Here is a 25733-nt window from a genome sequence, read left to right on the forward strand (position 1 = left end):
TAAGTGATATAATATAACCTATAAAAGAGTAGAGGTGATGAGATTGAGAAGGAAGAAAGAAAGTCCAGTATTAGTTATTATAATCGGAATAATTTTGGTTATAATAAGTTTGGTTTATTCTTTAGGTCTGGTAACAGGTTTGATTACTCTAACTAATTTTACTATAGGATTATTGATTGTACTTGCTATAATGTTGTTAGTTGTTGGTGCAATTATATATACTGTTATTGAAAGATTGAAAGAATTAAGGGAGGAGAATGAAGATGATTTTAGTAACTACTGATTACATTACAGGTAAGGAATTTGAAATGCTAGGTGTTGCAAAAGGGTCTACTATAAGATCAAAGCACATTGGTAAGGACATTTTAAGTGGATTTAAAACTATGGTAGGTGGAGAATTAACTGCTTATACTGAGATGATTAATGAAGCTAGAGCTATTGCTACAAAGAGAATGGTAGAAGAAGCAGAAGGAATGAATGCTGACGCTGTAATTAATATTAGATATGCAACTAGTGCTGTAATGCAAGGGGCTGCAGAGGTAATGGCATATGGTACAGCAGTTAAGTTTAAATAGGAAATAGTCTGAAATTTAGAGGGTATCTTAAAGTATTATACAATACTTTAGATATCCTCTATTATTCAATAATAAGGGTGAAAACATGAATAATATCTTAAAAGAGGCAGATATGTATGCACCATTAAAAAAATTCTTGGAAAGGCAAGGGTTTAATGTTAAAGGAGAGGTTAAGGATTGTGATATTGTAGGGGATAGAGATGGACATGTTGTCATAATTGAGATGAAGAAGAGCCTCAACTTTAAACTTCTTTTGCAAGGTAGTTTAAGACAAAAATTAGCTGAAAATGTATACTTAGCAATTGAAAAACCTAAAAAAAGTCATTTCACAAAAGAGTGGAATGATAAAAAGTATCTTCTAAAGAGACTAGAATTAGGGCTTATTTTTGTTAGTAAAGATAAAGTAGAAGTTATCATTGAACCAAAAGAATATAATCTGAAAAATGTTAGAAGAAGAAATAAAAAGAAAAGGGAATCTCTTATTAAAGAGTTCAATAACAGAACAGGGGACTTTAATTCTGGGGGAGTAAGCAAAAGTAAAATAGTCACAGCATATAGGGAAGAAACTCTTAAAATTGCGTACTACATAAATGAAAATGGTGAAATCTCAATAAAAGAGTTAATCAAATTAGGGTGTACCAAAAAGACTTCAAGCATACTACAAAAAAATTTTTATGATTGGTTTAAAAGGGTAAAAAGAGGAACCTATTCTCTTACAGATAAAGGTGAAAGAGCATTAAGAGATTATAGTGATGTTATTGAAAATATTAGAGAAAAAGAAATAGAAGAACCTGTTTAGGAGCTTCTATTTCTTTTTTATAGAGATGAAAGGGTCTTTTTTTTCCATTTACCACTTTTCCATCTAAAGTACATCAATATTCCTCTTAAACATTCATCAATTCCAAATGCTATCCAAATACCAATTAGTCCAAGATTATATCTGATACCTAAAACATATGCTAAACCAATACTGATTAACCATAAAGAAATGATACCAATTAGCACAGGAAATATTGTATCACCAGTACCCCTTAGAGCATCTATGACTACTATGTTGAAGGTTCTGCCCACTTCAACAAGGATATCTATTATAAGTATAGTAGCACCTAATGTTATTATATAGTTGTTATCAGTGAAGATGGACATTAATTGTTTACCTAGTAAACTTCCAAGTATACTCAGAGAAAGTGTTGCAATTAATGCACTTTTAAGTGCGATTGAAAAAATTCTATCTGCAAGTTCATAATTATTTTCGCCCTTATACCTACTAACCATAATTTGATTAGCTTGTCCAATGGCTAGAGATATTGCAAAGAAGAATCTAACCAGAGTCATTACATATGTTTTGGCTGTAAAGGCATCCTCACCTAAATTACTAAGGATGATAGCAGTCATAAAAAGTTGTGCAGCATTATAATTCATTTTTTCTAGAGCAGATGGAACGCCTAATAAAAGCATATCTTTAATAATATCAAAAGGTAGTGGGAAAATAAGTTTAAAGATATTGAGTTTTTCTATAGTTCTAAAAAAGAAAATACATAATATAATTAATCCAATTAATCTACTAAATGATGTTGCAATAGCCACACCTTTTACTCCTAAGATTGGAAAACCAAGGAATCCAAAGATGAATAAAGCATCTAAAACTGCATTAATAGTATTCATGATAAGTGTTACTTTCATGGTTATTTTTGTATATCCATGACTTCTTATTATTGCAGATAAATTACTTAATAGAGCTTGAAGAAAAATGGCGCCTCCTACATAAAATAAATATTCATTGGAATATGAGAAGAGTTTTTCAGTAACACCAATAGCATTGAGTATTGGTACTCTAAACTGAATTAAAACTAAACTACTAATTACCCCTATTAATAAACTAAGCAACATAGAAATAGCTGCGATTTTTGATGTTAAAGCTTTTTCTTTTTTTCCTAGGCTTTGAGCGGTTAAGACAGCAGAAGAACCAGAAATTATGGTAAAAATAATAGTGAACATCCATATTACTTGAGTAGTAGCGCCTACAGCAGAGGCTGCACTATCAGAATAGCTACTTAGCATCCAAGTATCAATAAATGCTAAAAGCATGAACATAATATTTTCTACAAATATTGGCCATGTAAGTTTAAAAAGAGCTTTGTTTTGTTTTTTCATTAGTATGCCTTCTTTCTGAGTCAAAAATTACAAATATAATTAACTTTTAAAATATATCATGGAGAGTGTAAAACTTCAATATATTAATAGTAAGAAGTAAAAATTGTTGTAATTGAGGTGAAAAAATGATAATTAAGAAAAGGTTTATTCTAATAATGATTATATTTTCATTATTAATTAGTACTAGCTTAATTGGATGTGATAAAAAGGAAGCAAATAATAACACAATAAAAAATGAGTCAGTAAATAATGAGAATAATAGTAATGCTAAATGAGGAATATGATAATTATGCTGGTCAGCATATATAAAAAAGGCGAATTAATATAGAATTAATAATTTTCACTGTATTTATTGAATTATTAGGCATATTATGATACTTTTATAAGTGGCTTATATTTTACAATTGCGGGAGGTATTATAATGGAAATAAAAAGAATTGAATCAACAGGAAGAATGAGTAGAATAGTGATACATGGAAATACGGTTTATCTTTGTGGACAAACATGTGGAGATGCTGAAAAAGGAATGAAGGAACAAACAAAAGTTGTTCTTGAAAAAATAGAAGATTTATTAGCAAAAGCTGGGTCTAGTAAGGAAAAGATCCTTTCAACAACTATTTACATAAAAGACATGGCTATGTTCAGTGAAATGAACGAAGTATGGGATGCATGGGTATCTAAAGAGAATCAACCTGCTAGAGCATGTGTTGAGGCAAAAATGGCTAGAGAAGAAATATTAGTAGAAATGTCAGTTGTCGCTGCACTTTAATACATGGATTAAAAGAGGTTTGTCTAATGACAAACCTCTTTTATAGTTTCTTATTTTTCAATTTTGGAAAGTTCAAGGGTAGTATTTACAGACTCATAATCAGAGTTCAGATTAGTTATTGTTTTAACTAGGCCTACCCCCTTTGCATAATAATTTATTATGTAGTTATTGTCATCAACGAAATTAATTAATTCTATTGCATTATACGTTCCACTAGGTGTTGTAACTTCGGTACTTACAGATGAAATATAAGTAATAGTGTTATCAATGTTATCAATGTTAGTCCAAAAGTTACCTTCTTTTAAAGGTCCAGAAATCATTGTAGAACCTAACATATTCTCCTCAGATATTAACTCAGTAGATTCGGTGTATTCGCTTAAATAAACTGTTCTAGCAATGTTGTCTTTTAGAGAATAAACTATTGAATAATCACCATAAGGTGATGAATATTTTGCTTGAATCTTTTCATCAGTGAAATATTCAAGTCCAATTGAGTAAACTTCAATTCCAGCTTCGTCAGTGAAATGATATATAGCCTTTTCTTGAGGATAGAAATAATCACTAACTGTACCTTCGATGGAGCTTCCTGTATCTTGAAGAAGTATTAATTCTCTTAGAAAAGAACTATTCTTTGACTCTATTTTTACAGTTTCTTCTTCTATTTTTCCATAAAAAGGATCAAGCTTGTTTAATAATTCAATTGCATTAATAGAATTATTAGCAATTTTAGGTCTTGCAATTTTTATAGGATCATTAATGTCATAGTAACTAGTTTCTATTTCTGCTTGAAGTTTTACCATGTTTTCAACATTAATATCTAAAGCATATTTTTGGTAAATAATATTTCCGTTTTTGATAGAGAAAGTACATGTTAATCCTTTTTCACCTAATATATCAGGGAGAACATCTATTTGAGATAAAAGCATTTCTCTGTTTGTATTCAATTCACTTAAAATAGAATCTACATCTATCTCACCAATTTCAGCAGAATATTTTTTAGTTAATTCTAAAAGTTTCTTTATTGCTTCATCATTTGAAACTATGCTCTTTAAAAGTAATTTGAAATTCTCATTATTTATATTTAGTTCGTAAGTTTTAGCTTTTATTGTACCTTTTCTTCTCTTAAGTGTTTGATAACCTTTGTCAGTTATTATATTTTTTAATGATTTATCAGTACCTAAAGATTGAAGAATATCAAGAACATCTTTATTCATTTCAATAGCTGTTTCTTGGCTTGTTAAGATTTGCTCATAAAGTTCATTGTCTATTGGAGCATAAGATATTATAGATAAAAGCTCATTTAGATTAAATTCTAAGTATTCTTCTTTTTTTGTTCCAAAACCTAAAGCAGACTTCATGAATTTTGGCATTTTCATATAGTATTGTAAATTCTTTTCACCATCTTTTGATGGTTCAATATAGTACTCAGTATCAAAATTTAAATCCATTACATCCAAATTCATATTAACTAATGCTGTAGGAAGCTTGTCCGCATTTTGCTTATAAGCGCCTGTGCTAGATAATTTTAAGTCTAAAGGAAAAGAGCCTTCAAGACCTATGAGTTCTCCTGGAAATTCTAAATGCATTTTAGCTGAAGAATCAAAAGTGTATGATTTAATTTTAGCTGTTTTGAGTAAAGCTTGAGAAATTTCTTTAGCACCTTTTGAACAAGATACAAAAGTAAACATTGCTAAAAGTACTATCGAAATCAGCTTAATAACTTTTCTTTGGTTCATAATAACCCTCCATTTCAGTATTAAAAACATGCTTTCATATTATACCAAATAGACAAGTAAATTCATAGTAAAGATTTTATTGAGAAAAATAATTCGAATTATTTTTAAATTTTATGGTAAAAAGATTAAGATATGGTTAATATAAAAGTTAGATAAAATAAATAAGGATATAGAATGTATTTAAATGATAACTAATGAGGTGGTTTGAAGTGAAAAAAATACTATGTTATATAATTTTATTTAGTAGTGTTGTGTTTGTTTCTTGCAATATAACTGAAAATAATAACATGAAAGAAAGAGAAGAATTAGAAGAGAAAATTGAAGGCGAAGAGAAGGTTGAGAAAGATATTATTGAAGAAATTATGGAGAGTATGACATTAGAAGAGAAAGTTGGTCAGATGATAATTGGAGGATTCAATGGTGTTTCATTGAGTGAGGAGAACAAGAATAAAATATTGGAAAAGAATTTAGGTGGAGTAATACTCTTTAATAGAAATATAACAGATAGGGAGCAGTTAATAGAACTGAACAGCCAACTAAAGGATTTAAATAATGAAATAGGACTTTTCATTTCCGTAGACGAAGAAGGTGGACGTGTTTCAAGACTGCCAAAAGGAAAAATTCCAATTCCTCCAATTTATAAGATTGGGCAGATGGGGAATCCGAAGATCTGTAAAGATATTGGAGAGCTAGTAGGAGAGGAATTAAGAATGTATGGGTTTAACATGGATTTTGCACCTGTTCTTGATATTTGGAGTAATAAAGAAAACAAGGTTATTGGAGATAGGGCTTTTGGAGATAATGCAGAAATAGTTAGTAAATGCGGTATTGAGATGATAAAGGGATTCAAGGAAAAAGAAATAATATCAGTTGTGAAGCATTTTCCAGGGCATGGTGATACTGTACTGGATTCCCATAAAGGATTACCAGTTATGGAATATGGTTTAGAAGACTTAACTAAACGAGAACTAATACCATTCGTTGAGGCTATAAAGAATGAAGTAGATGGAATTATGGTGGGGCATCTTATGCTACCTAAAGTTGATAGTAGTGGTTACCCAGCATCCTTATCAAAAATATTCATTGAAGATATATTACGAAAAAAGTTAGGGTATAAGGGATTGATTATAACAGATGATCTAGAAATGGGAGCAATAAAGAATAATTTCGGAATAAAAGAGGCTAGTAGAAAGGCTGTGGAGGCTGGAGTTGATATTCTTTTGGTTTGTCATACTGAAGGTAATATTACAGGAGCTGTCCAGAGTATAGTTGAAGGAGTGAGGGATGGAAGTATATCAGAAGAAAGAGTAGAAGAAAGTGTTAAGAGAATTTTAAAAACTAAAGAAAAGTATGGTATATTAGATTAAGGCATATGAAAATAAACAATTATTGTTGATTATGAGGAGTGACGTACATATGAGTATTAACTTAAAGAAGAAACCTGTAATTATTGACTGTGATCCAGGATATGATGATGCACTAGCATTAATTTTAGCTCTTGGAAATGAAAAACTTGATGTAAGAGCTATTACTACTTGCGCAGGTAATCAGACAGGGGAAAAAATTCTAAAAAATGCATTGAATATTGTTAGTTTTTTAGAAAAGGATATTACAGTTGCATTAGGGGCTAAAAAACCTTTGATGAGAGAACTTGAAATTGCGCCTGAAGTGCATGGTGAAACAGGCTTAGATGGGGCGGAATTACCTGAGGGAAACAGAGTTGCTAATAAGGAAAATGCTATAAATCTAATGAAAAAAATTATCATGGAAACTGATGAAAAGATAACTATAATCGTAACTGGACCATTGACGAATATGGCACTCTTATTAACATTATATCCTGAGGTAAAAGATAAAATATACGAGATTTCAATAATGGGAGGTGCGTGTTTTGGGGGGAATGTGACTCCATGCGCTGAATATAATATAAAAACAGATCCAGAAGCCGCAGAGATTGTTTTCAAAAGTGGAATTAAGATTGCAATGTGTGGTTTAGATGTAACTCACAGAGCGTTGTTTACGAAAGCAGATTTTAGAGATATAAGAGCAATTGGTAATAATACTAGTGAATTAGCATATAGAATATTAGTAGCATACTCAAAGTACTATGAAGAAAATACTGAACTTGAAGGTATTCCGGTACATGATGCATGTGCTGTTGCGTATGCTATAGATTCTAGCATCTTTGAAACCAAGAAATGTTATGTAACTGTGGAAACAAAAGGTGAGTTTACCACAGGGCAAACTGTAGTTGACTACAGGGATTTGTTAAGAAAAGAGAAAAATGTGGAGGTCGCTTTTGATATTGATAAAGGAGCATTTTTGAATTTATTTAAAGCCGCTATAAGGGAATTGCCATAAAGGGAGTTAGAATGTAACTTTTTCGTAATTTCTGAAATGTGTTTATATTATAAAATTATTGTATAAAGATTTCACTTATTGGTATAAAATATAAGTTATTGGGAGGATACACATGAAAAAAATATGTATTATTGTTATGATTGCTCTTACATTGGTAGTTACTGGATGTGGAAATAAAAACAACGAAAATAAAAAGAATTTAAATAATAAAAATGCATCAAATGTTACTGAAAAGGAAAATGGAAAAGATAAAGAAACGGAAGAAGAGGAAAAGAAAGATGAGGCTTCAGACAGCAAAGAAGAAATAATAAATGTTCTAAAGATAGGTGTAGATCAAAAAGAAAATGACGGTTTTTTTAAATATAACTTGAATTTATCTTTTAATGAAAATGGGACATACAAATACACTGAGTTGAAGGATTCAGTTGAAGTTACAGAAGAAGATGGATATAAATTCGAAGGGGATTTCTATTCAAATAAATATGGAGCTATTGACACTGTATTAAGATTTAATGAACAATGGCTTAAATATGTAAATGACGGTAATGCAGATGTATATGGTAATATATTGAATGATAGTGAGGCATATGAAGATATTAAGAATTTCAACAGAAATGGATTAACAGAAAAATTCAAAACTCTTGAAATTGGAGAAGTAAGGAAACATAATGACTATTATTATGTATGGACACATGAAGTAATTGAGGAATTAAGAAGTGGTAAAACAACTTTAAGAGAATATAATTGGATATATAAATTTAAAAAGATAGAAATGGATTTCTGGCTTGTAGATTTTACTAGAGATATGAATTAATATTAAGAAATATTTTGCTCGAGGAAATGATATACTTTTCCTCGAGTTTTTTTGTTAAAATATTTGAAGATGATAGAATATAAAGTATAATTAGTTAAATAAAAACATATGAAGATAGTATTGATAAAAGATAAAAATACATGTAAAATATATGAGTCAATAAACATAAAGGAGTTACTTATGAAGTCTAATATGAAAGATATTTCAAAGCAGTTAAATAAGGAAGCTATTATGACAATAGGTTTATACATATTCTTTTTTGTATGGTGGTATGTATTATCATATGGATTAGGTAATAAAGAAGTCAGTCAATATAACTATATTTTAGGTCTGCCTGAATGGTTTTTTTATAGTTGTGTATTAGGATATGTAGTAATATGTATAGCTGTTTTTGTTATGGTAAAAGTATTCTTCAAAGATATTGATTTTGAAGATATTGATGAAAAATCAAGGGAGAAAAAATAATATGGGGAAAATATATATACTATTACCTATGATAGGTTATTTAATTGCAATGTTTGCTGTAGCATTGTTTTGTAGTAGAATCAAAACTAATAAAAGTGGAGAAGGTTTCATTCAAGAGTACTTTATAGGTGGAAGAACAATGGGGGGATTTGTTTTGGCAATGACTCTTATTGCAACTTATGCCAGTGCGAGCAGCTTTATTGGAGGACCTGGAGTTGCGTATAAACTCGGATTTGGATGGGTATTACTAGCAATGATACAGGTGCCAACTGCCTTTTTGACTTTAGGTGTCTTAGGAAAAAAATTTGCAATCATATCTAGAAAAATAAACGCCGTAACAATTACTGGGTTTTTAAAAGCTAGATATGAAAGTAATACTGTTGTTATTTTATCATCAGTAGCTATACTCGTGTTTTTTGCTGCTACTATGGTGGCTCAATTCATTGGTGGGGCTAGATTATTTCAGAGTGTAACAGGATATTCATATAGAACAGGGCTTATTATCTTTGGATTATCTGTAGTTTTATATACTACTATTGGAGGCTTTAGAGCAGTTGCGATTACAGATGCAATTCAAGGTGTAGTTATGATGATAGCTACTGTATTTCTTTTTTATTCGGTTGTTAAGTTTGGTGGTGGAATGGATAGTATAGTACATAAAATACAAGAAGTTTCACCTTCAATGTTAACACCAGATGCGGGAGGGGCTATATCTAAACCATATATACTTTCATTTTGGATTTTAGTAGGTTTTGCTGTTATTGGACTTCCTCAGACATCAATTAGATGTATGGGATTCAAAGATTCAAAATCATTACATAACGCCATGATAATTGGAACAATAGTTGTAGGGTTCTTAATGTTAGGTATGCATATTATTGGAGTTTTTGGATCAGTTGTTGTTCCTGGTATTGAAATAGGTGATATGGCGATACCTGAGATAACCTTAAAGGTGATGAATCCAATTTTAGCTGGAATTTTCATTGCAGGCCCATTGGCTGCAATAATGTCTACTGTAGACTCAATGTTAATATTAGCATCTGCAACTATAATAAAAGATCTTTATATAAACTTGTTTGGTGGTAAAGAAGAAGGAAAGATAGTTTCTAAGATGAGTTTTATTATAACTGGTGTAGTTGGAATATTAGTTTTCTTATTGTCATTAGATCCTAAAAGTTCATTAGTATGGATAAACTTATTTGCTTTTGGAGGATTAGAAGCAGCGTTCTTATGGCCTACAATTCTAGGGTTGTATTGGAAGAGGGCTAATGCATCGGGTGCACTGATTTCAATGATATCTGGGGTAGGTGCATATGTGATTTTTACTTTGTATTTTCCAAAACCTTTTGGTATGCATCAGATTGTACCAACAATACTAATATCTTTGTTAGGCTTTATAATTGGAACTTATATGGGTAAAAAACCAGGTAAAGAAATTGAACAATTGTTTTTTTATTAAGAGGTGTGTGAACACTTCTTTTTCTTTTTCTTTGAGATAAGGGGAAAAAATGTTAAAATATAGATAAAGAAAGTGGAAGGAGGGATTCAGAAATGTATCCGTGGGATAATACAACAATTAATGGAATCAATACTGAGGATTCTGTCGTACAAGCATATAATTATAAGAGCGTTGAGGATGCTCTAAAGGACGAGAATAAAAGTATTATTTCTTTGAATGGTAGATGGAAATACAAAATTTTTGAAAATGTCCATAGTGTTGTAGAAAATTTTTATGATACAGAGTTTGAAGATTCAAATTGGGAAAGAGCTTCAGTTCCTTCTATTTTAAAGGAAGACAATCATGAAGAGACATATACATATTATAACTACATTGGTGCATTTAGAAAGAATTCTATTCCTAAGATTACTGGAAAATCAAATAGAGTAATTATTTATAGAAGAAGTTTTTATGTAAGTAAACAGCATAATACAGGAGAATTCTATTTATGTTTTGAAGGGATGATACATTCGTTTAATATATATTTAAATGGAAAATATGTTGGTTATTCTTATGGAAAATTAACGCCAATTGAATTTAAGGTTTCAGACAATATTAGAGAAGGAAATAATACTATATGTATAGAAATGGTTGAATTTTCAGATAGTACATATTTACATAGTAAAGATTGTTCTATTTTGGGAATTATGAGGAGTGTATTTATATATTATGAACCTAAATTACATATACGTGATATAAATGTGGTATATAGCTTCAAAGAGGACATAAGTGATTGTGATTTAAAGGTTCAGCTGAAATTGAGAGGGAATGGAGTAGAGTTTGAAAAATATAGTATAAAAGTTATGCTAGGTGAGTATGGGTATTCGCCAAAAAGAATTGGGGAAATATCTTGTAAAGATATGACAGGGGAAAAAAATATTGAGTGTGAATTTGAATTAAAAAATATAAATATATGGTCTTGTGAAAACCCAAATCTCTATAATATTATTTTTAAGGTTGTTGATGATTGTAATGAAATAGTAACTATTAAAAAACAAGTTATAGGATTTAGAGAGGTTATGATAAAAAATAACATTTTAATGATAAATAGAAAACGTGCAGAAATTAAAGGGATAAATGGAGCTAACTTATTTAACAAAGAGCATAAATATCCTGAGAATGAGAAGAGTTTTGAAGAAGAGGTAAAAAGACTGAAACAGTTTAATATAAATTCTATAATAATAAATGAATATCCTTATCCCCAGGTATTTTATAAATATTGCGATATTTATGGTATATATGTTGTTGATGAAGTAGAAATAGGTAATTTTAATAGAAGAATAGGTAAGAGAATTGTTAATGATGAACAATTGCTTAGGTGTTGTAAAGATCGAGTTATTAGTATGATTGAGAGAGGGAAAAATCATCCTAGTATAATTATGTGGTCATTAAGTAGAATATTAAGTTTCGGAGAAAATATTGAAAAGCTATATGAAACGATTAAAAAACTGGATAAGAGTCGTCCTGTATTTTATCTTGGTGATAATGAACTGGCTGTTAGTGATGTGTTTGCTGTGAAAGAGGGAACGCCTAATTTTCAAAGAGTTACTGGGGAACTTAAAGAGTTAAGTTATCCAATAAAGGAGAGGATAAAAAATATTACAAGAGGATTTGTAACAACATCATTAGAGAGATATAAAAATAAGCCAATTTTATACTTATCTTATGGAGGATTTAATGAGTATCCATTAGGAATGTTAAATGAACATTTAAATGAGTTCAAAAAATATGAGAATTGGATTGGTGGATTTTTAAATATTCATTCAAGTAATGTAATTGTGAGTGAAGAAAACTACAATATAATAAAGAGGAAAAAACATAATGTTTTTATTGAAAATGGAATAATAAATCCACTTGCTTATGAAATAAAAAAATGTTTTCAATCTATAAATGTAGAAATAATAGATCGTGAAAAAATGATATTTGAAATAAAAAATAATTACAAATTTATTACTACAGAAAAATTTGATTGTATTATAAAGTTTACAAAAGATGGAGAGGTGCTTAGTACACAGGTTGTAAAGTATCCAATTGTAGCTCCTTATGAGAGTTGTATTATTGATTTAAATCATTATAATATTGAAAATAAAATAGGTGATTTTAATCAGATTGAATTCTCTTTTATTTTAAATGAAAATACTGAATGCTATGAAGTTGGAGCGGAAGTGGCATGGGAACAATTTGAATTTAAGCGTGAGATTGAAGGGTTATGTTCAGCATCTAAAGAATACTGTAATCTTTTTAGTAAGGATAAAAAAAATAAATGTTTTGAAGAATATACAATTAATAATAAGCCTAACAATCTAAAGATTAAAAATATATCAGAAAGATATTTAATAACAGGTAAGAATTTTCAGGTTAGTGTTTGTAAAGTAACAGGGAATATACGCATGGAGGTTAAAAGAAATTCAAGTTTTAATAAAGGGTATTTAATGGAGGTATGTAGTGCTAGTATAAGTGATTTCGAAAAAAACAAGCTTTTATTATTGAAAGTTCTAGACAAATTGAATAAGAAATTATCAGATCACAAAAGAGTGATTGGACAAGAAATTATACTTGAGGCAGATTGTATAATTATTTATTTTGACATTAAAGAGAGACTATTGGGACATAGATTTTCTCAAATTTATAAAATATATGATTCTGGGAAAATATATTGTAACTATACTTGTGAAGGAGTTAGAAATTCTAAAAATTTTATAACTAATATAAATATACTTTCCCGAATTAAAGAAGGCAACTGGTGTGGAAGAGGACCATATGAAAGCCATCCATGGACTAAGAATGGCATGAAATATGGAAAATTTAAAATTAATTTAAATGAGGATAAATTACTTCTTGGAAGAAGAAGTGATGTGAAGAATTTTGATTTTATTCTAGAAGATGGAGTATATAATTCAGTAAAGTTTATGTCTGAAGTGGATGTAGTATTAAAAAAAGATAGTATGGTAGAGGATATAAAGAATGCTCCATTGTCGATGGATATTTTAAGTGATGAAAAAGTTGACTTGAATAAGAGTGGTTTCTTGTATTATGAAAAGAATAATTTGAAGAAAAATAATAATAAAGAGTTGGAATTTATTATTAAATTAGGAAGTGATTAAGATAATGGGGCACATGAAATTGGAAATATGCACAGACTCTATGGCTTCGGCTATAATAGCTGAGAAAGGTGGAGCAAATAGGATAGAATTGTGTTCTGGTTTAGTTATAGGTGGATTGACACCTAGTTATTCATTGATAGAGATGTGTAAAAATAATTTAAATATAGATATAAATGTTTTAATCAGGCCAAGGGCTGGTGATTTCCTTTATGATGAGTATGAAATTGAAACAATGATTAAAGATATTGAAGTGTGTAGAAAATTAGGAGTAAATGGTATAGTTGTTGGAGTCTTAGATAAAAACGGTAAAATTGATACAGAATTAATGAGGAGGCTCATTGCCTCTGCATGTAAAATGGAAATTACATTTCATAGAGCAATTGATATGTGTGATAATCTAGAAGCGGCAATTAAGGAGCTTATTTTATTAAATGTTGATAGGATTTTAACATCTGGGGGAGAAAAAAATTCTATGGATGGAGTAAAATCTATTAGAAGATTAGTTGATATATCAAGAGGAGAAATAGAAGTGATGGCTGGGGGAGGAATTGGTGCTCATAATATTAAAGAAATAATAAAAGAGACAGGTTGTCATAGTATTCATATGTCTGCCAAGGAGTGTATACAGAGTGATATGATTTATAGAAAAAAAAGCGTAGCAATGGGTATCCCAGGTATTATGAGTGAATATGAAATATACAGAAGTAACTTGGAGGAAATCAAAAAAACATTGAGCATTGTTAGAGAATTAAAGGAGTGGTAATATGGATGAAATCTTAATGACAGAATACAGAGGGGATATATTGGAATGTATCAATAGAGGACATATAGTAATTGTAGATGATAAAGGGAAGATTGTGCATGAAGTAGGAGATGGTGACTTTCAAGCATATTTTAGATCTTCAGCTAAACCTATTCAGGCTATCCCTTTTATTAGTAGGGGGTTACAGGAAAAATTTAATCTAACAGATAAAGAATTAGCCATACTAGCAGCTTCACACAGAGCTGAGAAAGAGCATGTTGATGTCTTAGTGAATGTTATGAATAAAATTGGTATTAAAGATGAGGAATTTATATGTAAACCAACATATCCATTAAAAGAAGATGAAAAAATAAAATTAATAAAAGCTGGTGAAGAGAAAAAATCTATTTACCATAATTGTTCAGGCAAACATCTTGGGTTGATGGGATTATGTTTGGACATGGGTGAAGATATGAAAAATTACTGGAAGAAAGATAGTATTATACAAAAAGAAATACTTAGATATATTTCCTATATGGCTGATATTGATGAAGGTGAAATAGGGATTGGAGTAGATGGATGTGGGGTTCCCGTATTTGCAGCTCCACTTAAGAACCTAGCAACGGCATATATGAAAATGGCTTGTCCGGAGGTTATAAAGCACAGAAAAGTTAGGGATTCTGTGATAAAGATAACAAAAGTTATGAATACATATCCTAAGATGATTTCAGGGACAGGGCTAATTTGCTCAACCTTATTAGAGGATGAGAATATTATTGCAAAAGGAGGGGCGAGAGGGATATATTGCTTTGGACTCAAAAAGGAAAAGTTAGGAATAGCCATAAAAGTTATGGATGGCTCAGAGGCTCCATGGCCATATATTATTATTTCGATTCTTGAACAGCTAAATTATGAGAATAAGAATACAATAAAAAAATTAAGGGATAGGTTTAATAGTGAGCTAGTAAATGATAATAATTTGATAGTTGGTAGGAGAGTGTGTAAATTTAAATTATAGTGTTGTTTTAAAAGGGGGATTTGAAAATGAAAAAGAGAAATATTTTGGGGAGTATTTTATTGATATTAGGGATTATATGTGGCATATATTCAATAATATTTTATTTATCATATAAAAAAATAACTTTAGGAATTGATATAATACTAATAGTTTCAATTTTGTTTTTAATTGATGGACTATTAAAAATAAATAATAAAAAGAAACATGTTCTTTTAACATATTTAGAAAAAATTATGGATTTTATAATAATAATTGTAGCTTTTATTTTTTTAACTGGAGAAGTGCTAATACAAAACGGAAGATTTAAGGAAACAGAGGGTTCAAGTGGAATTATGGTTATTATAGGGTATACAGATCATGAGGATGAAGAAACAATCAATGACAGAATTGATAGAGCTTATGAAATATATCAAGAAGAAAAAGAATTGCCTATTATAATAGTTAGTAATAATACAGATAAAAATAAAGAATATGATCAATATGGCATAGAAATTAGAGAAAAGTTGTATGAAAAAGGAATGGACAGGTTTTCTATAAAATTGGAAAATAAAGAGTATACGATACTAGAAAATCTAAAAAGCGTGAAGAAATTTTGGGATATTAAAAATGAAAATTTTTATAATAATGATAGGATTAAGATGGTAACTAGTGATTATAATGTATTTTTAACATCATTTATTGGACAAGAGATGGGATTAAATATACAAGTAGAGTCGGTACATACTCCGTTTTTAAAAGCTCCCCAAGTTCATGTGCAGGAGTATTTTGCAATATATAAAACGTTTTTCTTTGAACTCATCCCATATATGCAGGTGAGATAAAATATTGTATTTTAACTACAATGTTTTATGCTAATGAAACCGGTGGAAACTCATTGTCCATAGAAAAATAACATTAAAATTTCTCTTGTGGAAATTTTAATGTTATTTTTTAAATTAGATTATATTAAAAGAATGTAAGAATATAGCTATTATAGACAGTGGTGCAATTATTTTTATAATAAGTGAATATGAGTAATAGGCAAATGGTGAAATTTCTTTTTCGCCCGATACTTCTTTCAGTACATTTTTTGCTCCCCAAACCCAACCGGCAAAAATACATATTAATAGACCTGTAAGAGGTAATGTTATTTTAGCAGTAATGAAATCAAATAGATCAAAGAATGTCATTCCGAATATTTTGAATTCTGAAAGTGAGCTAAATGATAATATACTAGGTATTGATAATAGGAATATAATGCTTGCAGAAACAAAAGTAGCTATGTTTCTAGATATATTGAACCTCTCATTTACAAATGAAACTACAACTTCTAACAAGGATATTGTTGATGTGATAGCTGCAATTCCTATTAAAGAAAAGAATAAGAGACCAAAGAAATTACCTAGTGGCATTGATTCAAAAACTGCAGGTAGAGTTATGAATATTAAACTTGGACCAGCATCTGGTTGGAATCCATAAGCGAAAACTGCTGGAAAAATTACTAGGCCTGCTAATAAAGCTATTAAAGTATCAGCAATTGTAACTTGTAAAGAAAGGGATGCTAAATCTTGGTCTTTCTTTACGTAACTTCCATAGGTTATGATGATACCCATTGCTAAACTAAGAGAATAAAATGCATGTCCAAGAGCTTCAAGAAAACTATCTGGTGTTAACTTTGAAAAATCAGGTTTGAATAAGAAATTAACACCTGCACTTGCCCCATCTAGAGTTAATGATCTAACCATAAGAACAACTAATAAAATTAATAATAATGGCATTAATATTTTACTGTATTTCTCAACACCTTCTTTAATACCTGCAATAACTATGAATGCTGTAATTACTATAACTATCAGACTAGCTATAATTGCACCAGTTGCATTTCCAGCAGTAGAAGTAAAGTAATTTGCTAGTTCAGCAGGTGCTACTGAAGATATTGCACCAGTTGCATATTTGCCAATGTAGGTGAAGACCCAACCTGCTATCATAATATAAAATGATAATATCATAAAGGGTGTAAATGCTGAAAGAATTCCCGTTACGAACCATGGAGTATTTGGTTTTATCTTTTTAAATGAATCAACCACATTAGCTTGTCCAAATCTTCCTATTGCAAACTCTGTCATCATAAGTGGAAAACCTATTACAGCTATGCATAATAAATAAACAAGAATGAAAGCGGCCCCTCCGTTTTCACCAACTACATATGGGAATTTCCAAATGTTCCCTAAACCTATTGCTGACCCAGCAGCTGCTGCTAGTAGACCCAGTTTTGAGCCGAAATTATCCCTTTTCATTATAAAATCCTCCTCTTGTACTTTTTTGAATTTTTTCGCATGTGAAATTTAAAATTAAAAAACCTTCATTCCTATGACGTGTAATCACTATCATAGGGACGAAGGTTAAAATTCGTGGTACCACCCTAATTCACAATTTCGAATTGTATCTTATTCAGATCTGGCATTTATTGAGAAATGCTTAATCTTTGTCATATAACGGTGACATCCGGATAAACTTACTGGCTTATGCTTTCAGTCTCTCAGCTCAGGAATGATCATTACATATATACATTAACACCGAATCTCAGCAACATCGGTTCTCTGTAATTAATTGGGTATATATCTTTCTTTCCTTCAACGCGTTAAAGTGTTGTTGTATATATTATATTCATAATTGTACTTGCTGTCAAGAAGAAAAATGAAATTATTATAAAGGGGACTTGCAAATCAAGATTTAACTCTAACAGTGAATCCTTTCTTGAACCAATCTTCAGTATATTCAATGATAACTTTAGAAAATGATTCTTCAATATGTTTGTCGACTTTAAAGTTTATTCCATCATAAGTATAAAACTTATCAGAATCTTTAAGTTCTTCCAGAACTATATCAGCATTTAATCCAGCTCAGGTATATCCTAGAACTCTAATTCTAATGGCACAAGGTTCTTTTCCCAGTGAATAGTATTCTTTAAGTTTTAATTTAGCATTATCTTTTATTTCAATAATCATTATAATCCCCCCTTTTGGGTATTTTAAAATTGTATATTTTTATTATGTTCTTAATATTACCAATTATCAATAGTCAAATAATGTCGTAATTAATTCAAAAATTGAATAAGTGGTCACTAAATGGTAAAAACAAGAAAAGATTCAAATGAGAATTAAATAAAATTGTTAAATTAGCAGTATTATACATATATCTTGATAAAATAGTCAATAAGTAATAATATATAGTAGGAACATAAAAGTATCTGATAGTTCGGTGGAAATATTTGATATATTTTAAGTTATATAATGAAGGGACGGTGAAACTTCAGAGTAGTTTCTGAAATGATTATGAATAATTTAATAGACTTACATACACATACGATAGCTAGTGGTCACGCGTATAGTACACTACAAGAAAATATAAAAGAAGCCCAAAATAAGGGGCTTAAGATACTTGGTTACAGTGAGCATGGACCTAAAATGCCAGGGGGACCTCATATATTTCACATTGCAAATCAAAGAGTAATTCCAAGAAGTATTGATGGGATGATTATTCTTAAAGGATGTGAAGCAAATATCATTGATTATGATGGAAATATGGATATTTCGCTGGGTATTGCAAACGAGTTAGATTATATGATAGCTAGTTTGCATGATGTTTGTATTGAAAATGGTGGTATATATAATAATACTATAGCTATAATGAAAGCTATGGAAAATCCAAATGTTATTATTATTGGACACCCAGGAAATCCACAATTTCCGATCCATGAGGAAGAAGTGGTTAAAAGAGCAAAAGAATTAGACGTGTTAATTGAAATAAATAATAGCTCTTTTGGAACATCGAGACCTGGCAGTAAAGAAAAATGTCTTAATATTGCTAAATTATGTATGAAACACAAGGTAAATATAATACTAGGTAGTGATGCGCACATTAGTTATCAAATAGGTGATTTTAGTTTAGCTATGTGTGAATTGAAGAAAATAGGGTTTAATGAGGAATTAATTATAAACAACAACTATGAGAAATTTTTGGATTTCTTACGGAGTAAAGGGAAAATAAAAGATATAAAAATTTAACGTAACTAGCAGAAGTCTCTCATCTTCTATAAGTGGGAGATGAATGCGTAATCTTAACGCTTTTACTTGGATAAAAAATTATTAATGTGAAATAATAAGAATAAACGTTCTTCAGGTTTCATTAAGAGTGCATATGAAGAGTAAAGGTAGTGAAAGTAATGAAAATCAATAAAGCATATAAATTCAGATTATATCCAAATGAAAAGCAAAGAGAAGTAATTGAAAAATCTTTTGGTTGTTCAAGATTTATATATAACCATTTCTTAAATCAAAGAAATGAAGTATATAAGGACGAAAAAAGATGTGTCAAATATACAGAACAGCAAAATGAGTTACCAAGTATGAAAAATGAATTTGTATGGCTTAAAGAAGTTGATAGTACATCACTACAAATGACACTTAGAAATCTTGATACTGCTTTCAAAAATTTCTTTGAGGGTAGAGCAGATAGACCAAAATTCAAAAGTAAAAGATATAACTATAGAACGTATACTAGTAATTTTGTTAATAACAATATTGATATAAGAAAAGATAAAATTAAATTGCCTAAATTGAAATGGGTTAAAGTAAAAATTCATAGATATGTTGAAGGTAGAATAATAAATGCTACTGTTTCTAAAACTCCAAGTGGTAAATACTTTGTATCTATATGTGTTGAAACAGAAACAGAGCCATTAGAGAAAGTCACTGAAAATATTGGCATAGACTTAGGGTTATGTCATTTTGCAATATTATCAAATGGTGAAAAGATAGATAATCCTAAGTATCTAAAAAAGTCATTAAATATATTGGCAAAAGAGCAAAGAAAATTAAGTAGCAAAGAAAAAGGTAGTAATAACTTTCATAAACAAAGAGTAAAAGTGGCTAGACTACATGAACGTGTAGCTAATCAAAGATTAGACTTCATACATAAATTATCTAAAAGAATTGCATATGAAAACCAAGTTATAGTTCTTGAAGATTTAGCAGTTAAAAATATGATGAAGAATGATAAATTGGCACAAAGTATTTTAGATGTAAGTTGGTATAAATTTGTTACTATGTTAGATTATAAAGCAAAATGGTGTGGAAGAAAAATTCATAAAATAGATAGGTGGTATCCATCATCTAAGAGCTGTAATAATTGTGGGCATGTTTTGGAAGAAATGCCACTCCATATAAGAGCGTGGAAATGTCCTAAATGTGATAGAATTCATGATAGGGATATAAATGCGAGTAAAAATATATTGAAGCAAGGGTTATTAGAAATAGCCTAAAAAATAAGAACCGTAGGTCTTACGGGGATAGCCTGTGGAGAAAGTAGATTACGAAATCTGTGAAGCAGGAAAAGTTCTTGGATACACCAAGAAGCCCCCACTTCAGCGTGAGCAAGTGGTGGGAGAGTTCACAAGATATTATTGATATATGACTGGAGGAAAGGTTATGGGTGCGAATAAATTAAAAGGGCATATTGCGTGTTTGATTACTGTTATAATATGGGGGATGTCATTCATAAGTATTAAATACTGTTTAGAGGTTTTTAGACCCATGTCATTAGCTTTTATCAGATTTTTAATAGCGAGTATTATTCTTTTTTTTATTACTAGGAAAAGTAAAAAATTTGACAAGATCAGCAAGGGAGATATTCCATTGATGGCTATTAGTGGGATAATTGGTATAAGTATTTATTTTTTCTGTGAAAACAATGGTATAGAACACACACAGGCTAGTGTAGCTTCTCTATTGTTAGCAACAATTCCTATTGTAACACTATTTGCAGATAGAATTGTTTTTAAGGAGAAAATTACTCTTAAAAAATGGATTGGGATATTAGTTTCTTTTGTTGGTGTCGCTATGATTATAGGAGAGAATGCAGGCGGAAAATCAGAAGTAATTGGATATATTTATATGATTGGTGCAGTTCTAGCTTGGGTGATATACAGTGTTGCTACTAAGCCTTTGGTAGATAAATATAGCCAAATAACAATAGTTTATTATCAATCTATGTTTGGAGCATTAGCGCTTTTGCCTTTCGTTTTTTGGGAAAAGAATAACTGGGAGATGTTGAACTTGTCTATCGTGTTAAATGTTTTATATCTTGCAATATTCTGTTCGGTATTAGGGTACATTTGGTATGTTTTCTCTGTAAATGAATTAGGGATTTCACTATCATCATTATACATAAATTTAATGCCCTTAGTAACATTAATAGGAAGTTATTTTATTTTGGGGGAATCTTTTGGTATTAATAAACTTCTAGGAGGTGCTTTTGTAATATTATCTGTATTTATAGTTAGTAGTAAAAATTCTCGAAAGCAAAACCAAGAAGAAAAAACTGTTTATGAAGTTAACTAGTTTATTTTAGCAGCGTAATAACGCTGCTCAGGCTGTTGAAAAAGCCCAATCTCATCGTCACTAAGACTCGCTGTGCTGCTCGAGTACTATTTGTACACTGCGCTGCTCGCTCCTCTTGTTCCTTGACCTTGGACTTTTTCAACGACTGACACTCTAAAGATAGAAAATAGAGTGAAAACAATATATTGTAACTTTGTCAACAAACTCAGCAGCGTATAACGCTGCTTTTTTATTTGATGCACTTGATAAAGAATTAACAAAAGATTGTAGTGGATTTAAAGAATTTCATAAGTCGATTATGGAAATAGTAAGGTATCCGACTGTAAGTGACAATGTTTCTAAAGTGTAAACAATTGAAAATGACGAAGTTCAAAATGATAGTGTATATATCGCTAAAAAATATTTGATAAATTTTTCACAAAAAGTATTTACAGCTTAAAATAGTTTGTGATATAATTAACATGCAATCGAGGAACAAATACTTTTGCAAAGGAATTTAAATAAAAAAATATATAAACTAATATAAATCTTTAATAGAGAGGTGTTTAAAATGGCAGTAAAAACAGTACAAGATTTAAGAAAGAGAATTGAAGAGATTAAAAAAGCTCAGAAAGAGTTTTCAACTTTTTCACAAGAGAAGGTTGATGAAATTTTTAGACAAGCTGCTATGGCTGCTAATAACTCAAGAATCAAACTTGCTAAGATGGCAGTTCAAGAAACTGGAATGGGAATTGTAGAAGACAAGGTTATCAAAAATCACTTTGCTTCAGAATATATTTATAATCAATATAAAGATGAAAAAACATGTGGAGTAATTGAAAAGGATAATGCTTTTGGTATCACAAAAATCGCTGAACCAATTGGAGTAATAGCGGCTATAGTTCCTACTACTAATCCAACATCCACAGCAATATTCAAAGCTTTAATAGCATTGAAGACAAGAAATGGTATAATTTTTTCGCCTCATCCAAGAGCAAAGAATTCAACAATTGAAGCTGCAAGAATAATTCTTGATGCTGCAGTAAAAGCCGGCGCTCCTGAAGGAATAGTTGGTTGGATTGATGAACCTTCAATTGAAATGTCTCAAGTAGTAATGAGTGAAAGTGATTTGATACTTGCAACAGGAGGACCAGGAATGGTTAAAGCAGCATACTCTTCTGGAAAGCCAGCAATTGGAGTTGGTGCAGGTAATACTCCAGCTATAATTGATGATACAGCACACATTAAAATGGCTGTTAATTCAATATTATTATCTAAAAGTTTTGATAATGGTGTTATATGTGCATCAGAACAGTCAGTTTTAGTAATGGATAGTGTGTATGCTGAAGTAAGAAAAGAATTTTCTGATAGAGGAGCATATTTATTAGAAAAGGATGAAGTAGATAAAGTAAGAAAAGTAATTCTAATAGATGGTAGATTAAATGCCAATATAGTAGGCCAATCTGCATATAAGATTGCTGAAATGGCTGGAGTAAAGGTTCCGGAAGCTACTAAGGTATTAATTGGAGAAGTTGATTCAGTAGAATTATCAGAGCCATTTGCACATGAAAAATTATCACCGGTATTAGCTATGTATAAAACAAAGACATTTGACGAGGCATTAGAAAAAGCTGTAAAACTTGTTGAAGAAGGTGGATTTGGACATACTTCAGTATTATATACTAATACAAATAAATCTCAGGATAGAGTTGATAAATTTAGTGCTGCTATGAAGACTGGTAGAACAATAATAAATATGCCTTCATCACAAGGAGCTATTGGTGACTTGTATAACTTCAAGTTAGCTCCATCATTAACACTAGGATGTGGTTCATGGGGAGGAAACTCTGTATCTGAAAATGTTGGAGTTAAACACCTATTAAACGTTAAAAGTGTTGCTGAGAGGAGAGAAAATATGCTTTGGTTTAGAGTGCCTGAAAAAGTTTACTTCAAATATGGAGCATTAGGAGTTGCGTTAAGAGAACTTAAAGATTTAAATAAAAAGAGAGTATTCATAGTTACTGATAGAGTTTTATATAATTTAGGATTTGCTGATAAGATAACTGAGGTCCTAGATGAATGTGGAATAGATAGCAAAGTGTTTATGGATGTAGAACCAGATCCAACTTTAGCTGTTGCTAAAAAAGGTGCTGAGGAGATGAGAAATTTCGAACCAGATACAATCATCGCACTTGGTGGCGGATCGCCGATGGATGCTGCTAAAATTATGTGGGTAATGTATGAACATCCAGAAGTAGCGTTTGAAGATCTTGCTATGAGATTTATGGACATAAGAAAAAGAGTATATAAATTCCCTACACTTGGAGAAAAAGCTATGTTTGTAGCAGTGCCAACTTCAGCAGGTACGGGATCTGAGGTAACGCCATTTGCGGTTATCACTGACGAAAAAACAGGGGTTAAATATCCATTAGCAGATTATGAGTTAACACCAGATATGGCAATAGTTGACGCTGAACTAATGATGAATATGCCAAAAGGTTTAACTGCTGCATCAGGAATAGATGCATTGACACATGCATTAGAGGCTCATGTTTCGGTATTAGCTTCTGATTACACAAATGGACTTTGTTTAGAAGCTATTAGATTAATATTTGAATATCTACCACAGGCTTACAATGAAGGAACAACTAATATTAAAGCAAGAGAAAAAATGGCGCATGCCTCAACAATTGCTGGTATGGCATTTGCTAATGCATTCTTAGGGGTTTGTCACTCAATGGCTCATAAGTTAGGAGCTCAGCATCATATACCTCATGGTGTTGCTAATGGTTTATTAATTAACGAAGTAATAAAGTTTAATGCAGTTGACAATCCAAGAAAACAAGCTGCATTCCCACAATATAAATATCCAAATGCTAAGTGGAGATATGCAAAAATTGCAGATTATCTAGGACTTGGTGGAGTTACTGAAGATGAGAAAGTTAACGCATTAATAAAAGCTATAGATGAATTAAAAGAAAAGGTTGGTATTCCGAAATCAATAAAAGAGACAGGGGTTTCAAGAGAAAAGTTTTACTTAACATTAGATGAGATGTCAGAGATGGCATTTGATGATCAATGTACAGGAGCTAATCCAAGATATCCGTTAATTAGTGAAATTAAAGAAATGTATATTAATGTATTTGAAGGTGAGAAGATAAATAAAAAGACAAAAGCCAAAAAATAAACTGACCCTCATGCATTTTATTAAAAGACCAGAGCCAAAAGGCTCTGGTCTACTTTTTGTGTATTAATCGTTCGATATGTTTTATGTTGCGTTTAACTGACTCAGGTACGTTTTGTCTATTATCTCCATTCATGAAACCAACTAATGTACCTCTGTATATGAGTATTATCATTTCATTGATTTCATCTTTGTCAGATTCTGAAATTAACCCCTCCTTTATACAATCGTCTAGTAATACTGAATTTCTATCATATATATTATCTTGAAGTATCATAGGAAAGAGCTCGTCAGCATCTATCTTTAATTCCTCAGGATATATCTCGTAATACTCTTCCATAGTTGCACTTATTGTATTGAATTCATTAAAGAATATAGTGTTATATATGTCAGGACTATTGTAGGAATTATATAAGAAACATTCCCAAACTTTTAAAAGTTTCTCACTGGCAGTATTTGTTGATTTTACGTAGCTAGGTAAACTGTAAATATAGTACATCAGATATTTCATGGAAGCAAAGTAAAGAAGATGATTAAGATTTTGAAAATAATTATAAAGTGTGGCGCTGTTGTATCCAGCAAGATCAGCAACTTTTCTTATGGTTACATTTTTTATTCCTTCATCTTCAATAATTTTTTGAGCTGCTTCTATAAAATAACCCATCATTCTTTTTTTCTTTATTGATTTTTTATCCATTAATAATACCTCTCATTTCTGATTTTAAATGATAATTAAAGATATAAAATTATGGAAGACGTATACGTATTTTAGATTCATAAGGATATGCTAATGCAAAATCTAATTCACAAATAAGTATAACATAATAAATATATAGTGTGAATAATGAAATGAAAATGAAGAAAAGAAATGGAATATAAGTATAAAAGACTACAAAAAACTACAAAAATAGACGGGTAATCAAGAGGGAATATTCAGAATTGAAGAAAATAATC

Annotated in this window: 23 protein-coding genes and 1 other annotated feature; of the genes, 19 read left to right on the forward strand and 4 right to left on the reverse strand. The window is 30.3% G+C overall.

All coding sequences use genetic code 11. The features are described from left to right. Window positions 1–43: 43 nt before the first annotated feature. The 3 genes from KDK92_RS14785 (at window position 44) to KDK92_RS14795 (ending at window position 1374) form a co-directional block, all read left to right on the forward strand. The gene (locus KDK92_RS14785) at window positions 44–283 is read left to right on the forward strand and encodes a hypothetical protein (protein WP_250860107.1); all 240 of its coding nucleotides are present in this window, start codon (window positions 44–46) and stop codon (window positions 281–283) included. After that, window positions 264–575 (forward strand): YbjQ family protein, encoded by a 312-nt coding sequence (locus tag KDK92_RS14790; RefSeq protein ID WP_250860108.1) that lies wholly within the window; start codon window positions 264–266, stop codon window positions 573–575. The genes KDK92_RS14785 and KDK92_RS14790 overlap by 20 nt, the downstream gene beginning before the upstream one ends. An 85-nt stretch (window positions 576–660) precedes the next feature. Next, entirely contained in the window at window positions 661–1374 is a 714-nt protein-coding gene (locus KDK92_RS14795; RefSeq protein ID WP_250860109.1) for a DUF2161 family putative PD-(D/E)XK-type phosphodiesterase, read from the forward strand. Between the two features lie 17 nt (window positions 1375–1391). Here the strand turns inward: KDK92_RS14795 and KDK92_RS14800 are convergent, their stop codons facing one another. Beyond that, a complete protein-coding gene (locus KDK92_RS14800) occupies window positions 1392–2729 on the reverse strand; it encodes an MATE family efflux transporter (RefSeq protein ID WP_250860110.1) in 1338 nt (445 codons plus the stop codon). 125 nt (window positions 2730–2854) lie between these two features. Here KDK92_RS14800 and KDK92_RS14805 point away from each other — a divergent pair, with 125 nt between their 5' ends. Continuing rightward, entirely contained in the window at window positions 2855–3004 is a 150-nt protein-coding gene (locus KDK92_RS14805) for a hypothetical protein (RefSeq protein ID WP_250860111.1), read from the forward strand. A 146-nt stretch (window positions 3005–3150) separates the two neighbouring features. After that, window positions 3151–3498: a RidA family protein gene (locus tag KDK92_RS14810; RefSeq protein WP_250860112.1), complete on the forward strand. Its 348-nt coding sequence runs from the start codon at window positions 3151–3153 to the stop codon at window positions 3496–3498. Between the two features lie 50 nt (window positions 3499–3548). On the opposite strand, the gene KDK92_RS14815 is transcribed toward KDK92_RS14810, so the two are convergent. After that, complete coding sequence (locus tag KDK92_RS14815) at window positions 3549–5234, reverse strand: hypothetical protein (RefSeq protein ID WP_250860113.1); 1686 nt, start codon at window positions 5232–5234, stop codon at window positions 3549–3551. 209 nt (window positions 5235–5443) lie between these two features. Here KDK92_RS14815 and nagZ point away from each other — a divergent pair, with 209 nt between their 5' ends. From nagZ to KDK92_RS14860, 9 genes are all read left to right on the forward strand, one after another. Next, entirely contained in the window at window positions 5444–6601 is a 1158-nt protein-coding gene (gene nagZ, locus KDK92_RS14820) for a beta-N-acetylhexosaminidase (RefSeq protein WP_250860114.1), read from the forward strand. A 49-nt stretch (window positions 6602–6650) separates the two neighbouring features. Beyond that, complete coding sequence (locus KDK92_RS14825) at window positions 6651–7595, forward strand: nucleoside hydrolase (RefSeq protein ID WP_250860115.1); 945 nt, start codon at window positions 6651–6653, stop codon at window positions 7593–7595. A gap of 112 nt (window positions 7596–7707) precedes the next feature. Next, window positions 7708–8409: a TcaA NTF2-like domain-containing protein gene (locus tag KDK92_RS14830; RefSeq protein ID WP_250860116.1), complete on the forward strand. Its 702-nt coding sequence runs from the start codon at window positions 7708–7710 to the stop codon at window positions 8407–8409. Window positions 8410–8517: 108 nt separating this feature from the next. Beyond that, window positions 8518–8874, forward strand: a complete 357-nt coding sequence (locus KDK92_RS14835; protein WP_250860117.1) for a YhdT family protein — start codon at window positions 8518–8520, stop codon at window positions 8872–8874. Between the two features lies 1 nt (window position 8875). Next, window positions 8876–10333: a sodium/pantothenate symporter gene (gene panF / locus KDK92_RS14840; protein WP_250860118.1), complete on the forward strand. Its 1458-nt coding sequence runs from the start codon at window positions 8876–8878 to the stop codon at window positions 10331–10333. A 92-nt stretch (window positions 10334–10425) separates the two neighbouring features. Beyond that, on the forward strand, window positions 10426–13476 hold the full coding sequence (locus KDK92_RS14845) for a glycoside hydrolase family 2 TIM barrel-domain containing protein (RefSeq protein ID WP_250860119.1): 3051 nt from the start codon (window positions 10426–10428) through the stop codon (window positions 13474–13476). Beyond that, on the forward strand, window positions 13469–14239 hold the full coding sequence (locus KDK92_RS14850) for a copper homeostasis protein CutC (protein ID WP_250860120.1): 771 nt from the start codon (window positions 13469–13471) through the stop codon (window positions 14237–14239). Before KDK92_RS14845 ends, KDK92_RS14850 begins: the two co-directional genes overlap by 8 nt. Window position 14240: 1 nt before the next feature. After that, window positions 14241–15236: an asparaginase gene (locus KDK92_RS14855; RefSeq protein ID WP_250860121.1), complete on the forward strand. Its 996-nt coding sequence runs from the start codon at window positions 14241–14243 to the stop codon at window positions 15234–15236. A gap of 26 nt (window positions 15237–15262) precedes the next feature. Continuing rightward, on the forward strand, window positions 15263–16057 hold the full coding sequence (locus tag KDK92_RS14860; protein WP_250860122.1) for an ElyC/SanA/YdcF family protein: 795 nt from the start codon (window positions 15263–15265) through the stop codon (window positions 16055–16057). 114 nt (window positions 16058–16171) lie between these two features. Here the strand turns inward: KDK92_RS14860 and KDK92_RS14865 are convergent, their stop codons facing one another. After that, on the reverse strand, window positions 16172–17512 hold the full coding sequence (locus KDK92_RS14865; protein ID WP_250860123.1) for a sodium-dependent transporter: 1341 nt from the start codon (window positions 17510–17512) through the stop codon (window positions 16172–16174). A 91-nt stretch (window positions 17513–17603) separates the two neighbouring features. Beyond that, window positions 17604–17861 (reverse strand) — a binding site (T-box leader). Window positions 17862–18550: 689 nt separating this feature from the next. Between KDK92_RS14865 and KDK92_RS14870 the strand changes: the two genes are divergently transcribed. The 5 genes from KDK92_RS14870 to adhE all read left to right on the forward strand — a co-directional run bounded on the left by KDK92_RS14870 (window position 18551) and on the right by adhE (window position 24782). Next, entirely contained in the window at window positions 18551–19282 is a 732-nt protein-coding gene (locus tag KDK92_RS14870; protein ID WP_250860124.1) for a phosphatase, read from the forward strand. A gap of 158 nt (window positions 19283–19440) precedes the next feature. After that, window positions 19441–20538, forward strand: coding sequence for an IS200/IS605 family element RNA-guided endonuclease TnpB (gene tnpB, locus KDK92_RS14875; RefSeq protein WP_276576000.1), 1098 nt, complete (start codon window positions 19441–19443; stop codon window positions 20536–20538). Between the two features lie 166 nt (window positions 20539–20704). Further along, window positions 20705–21616 carry a DMT family transporter gene (locus KDK92_RS14880; protein ID WP_250860125.1) on the forward strand — a complete coding sequence of 304 codons (912 nt, stop codon included), beginning with the start codon at window positions 20705–20707 and terminating at the stop codon, window positions 21614–21616. 193 nt (window positions 21617–21809) lie between these two features. After that, window positions 21810–21965: a hypothetical protein gene (locus tag KDK92_RS14885; protein WP_250860126.1), complete on the forward strand. Its 156-nt coding sequence runs from the start codon at window positions 21810–21812 to the stop codon at window positions 21963–21965. Between the two features lie 201 nt (window positions 21966–22166). Then, window positions 22167–24782: a bifunctional acetaldehyde-CoA/alcohol dehydrogenase gene (gene adhE / locus KDK92_RS14890; RefSeq protein WP_250860127.1), complete on the forward strand. Its 2616-nt coding sequence runs from the start codon at window positions 22167–22169 to the stop codon at window positions 24780–24782. Window positions 24783–24831: 49 nt separating this feature from the next. Here adhE and KDK92_RS14895 read toward each other — a convergent pair whose 3' ends face one another. Beyond that, window positions 24832–25476, reverse strand: a complete 645-nt coding sequence (locus tag KDK92_RS14895; RefSeq protein WP_250860128.1) for a TetR/AcrR family transcriptional regulator — start codon at window positions 25474–25476, stop codon at window positions 24832–24834. Window positions 25477–25733: the final 257 nt, after the last annotated feature.

The sequence above is a fragment of the Oceanirhabdus seepicola genome (assembly GCF_023684385.1).
Lineage (GTDB): Bacteria > Bacillota > Clostridia > Clostridiales > Clostridiaceae > Oceanirhabdus > Oceanirhabdus seepicola.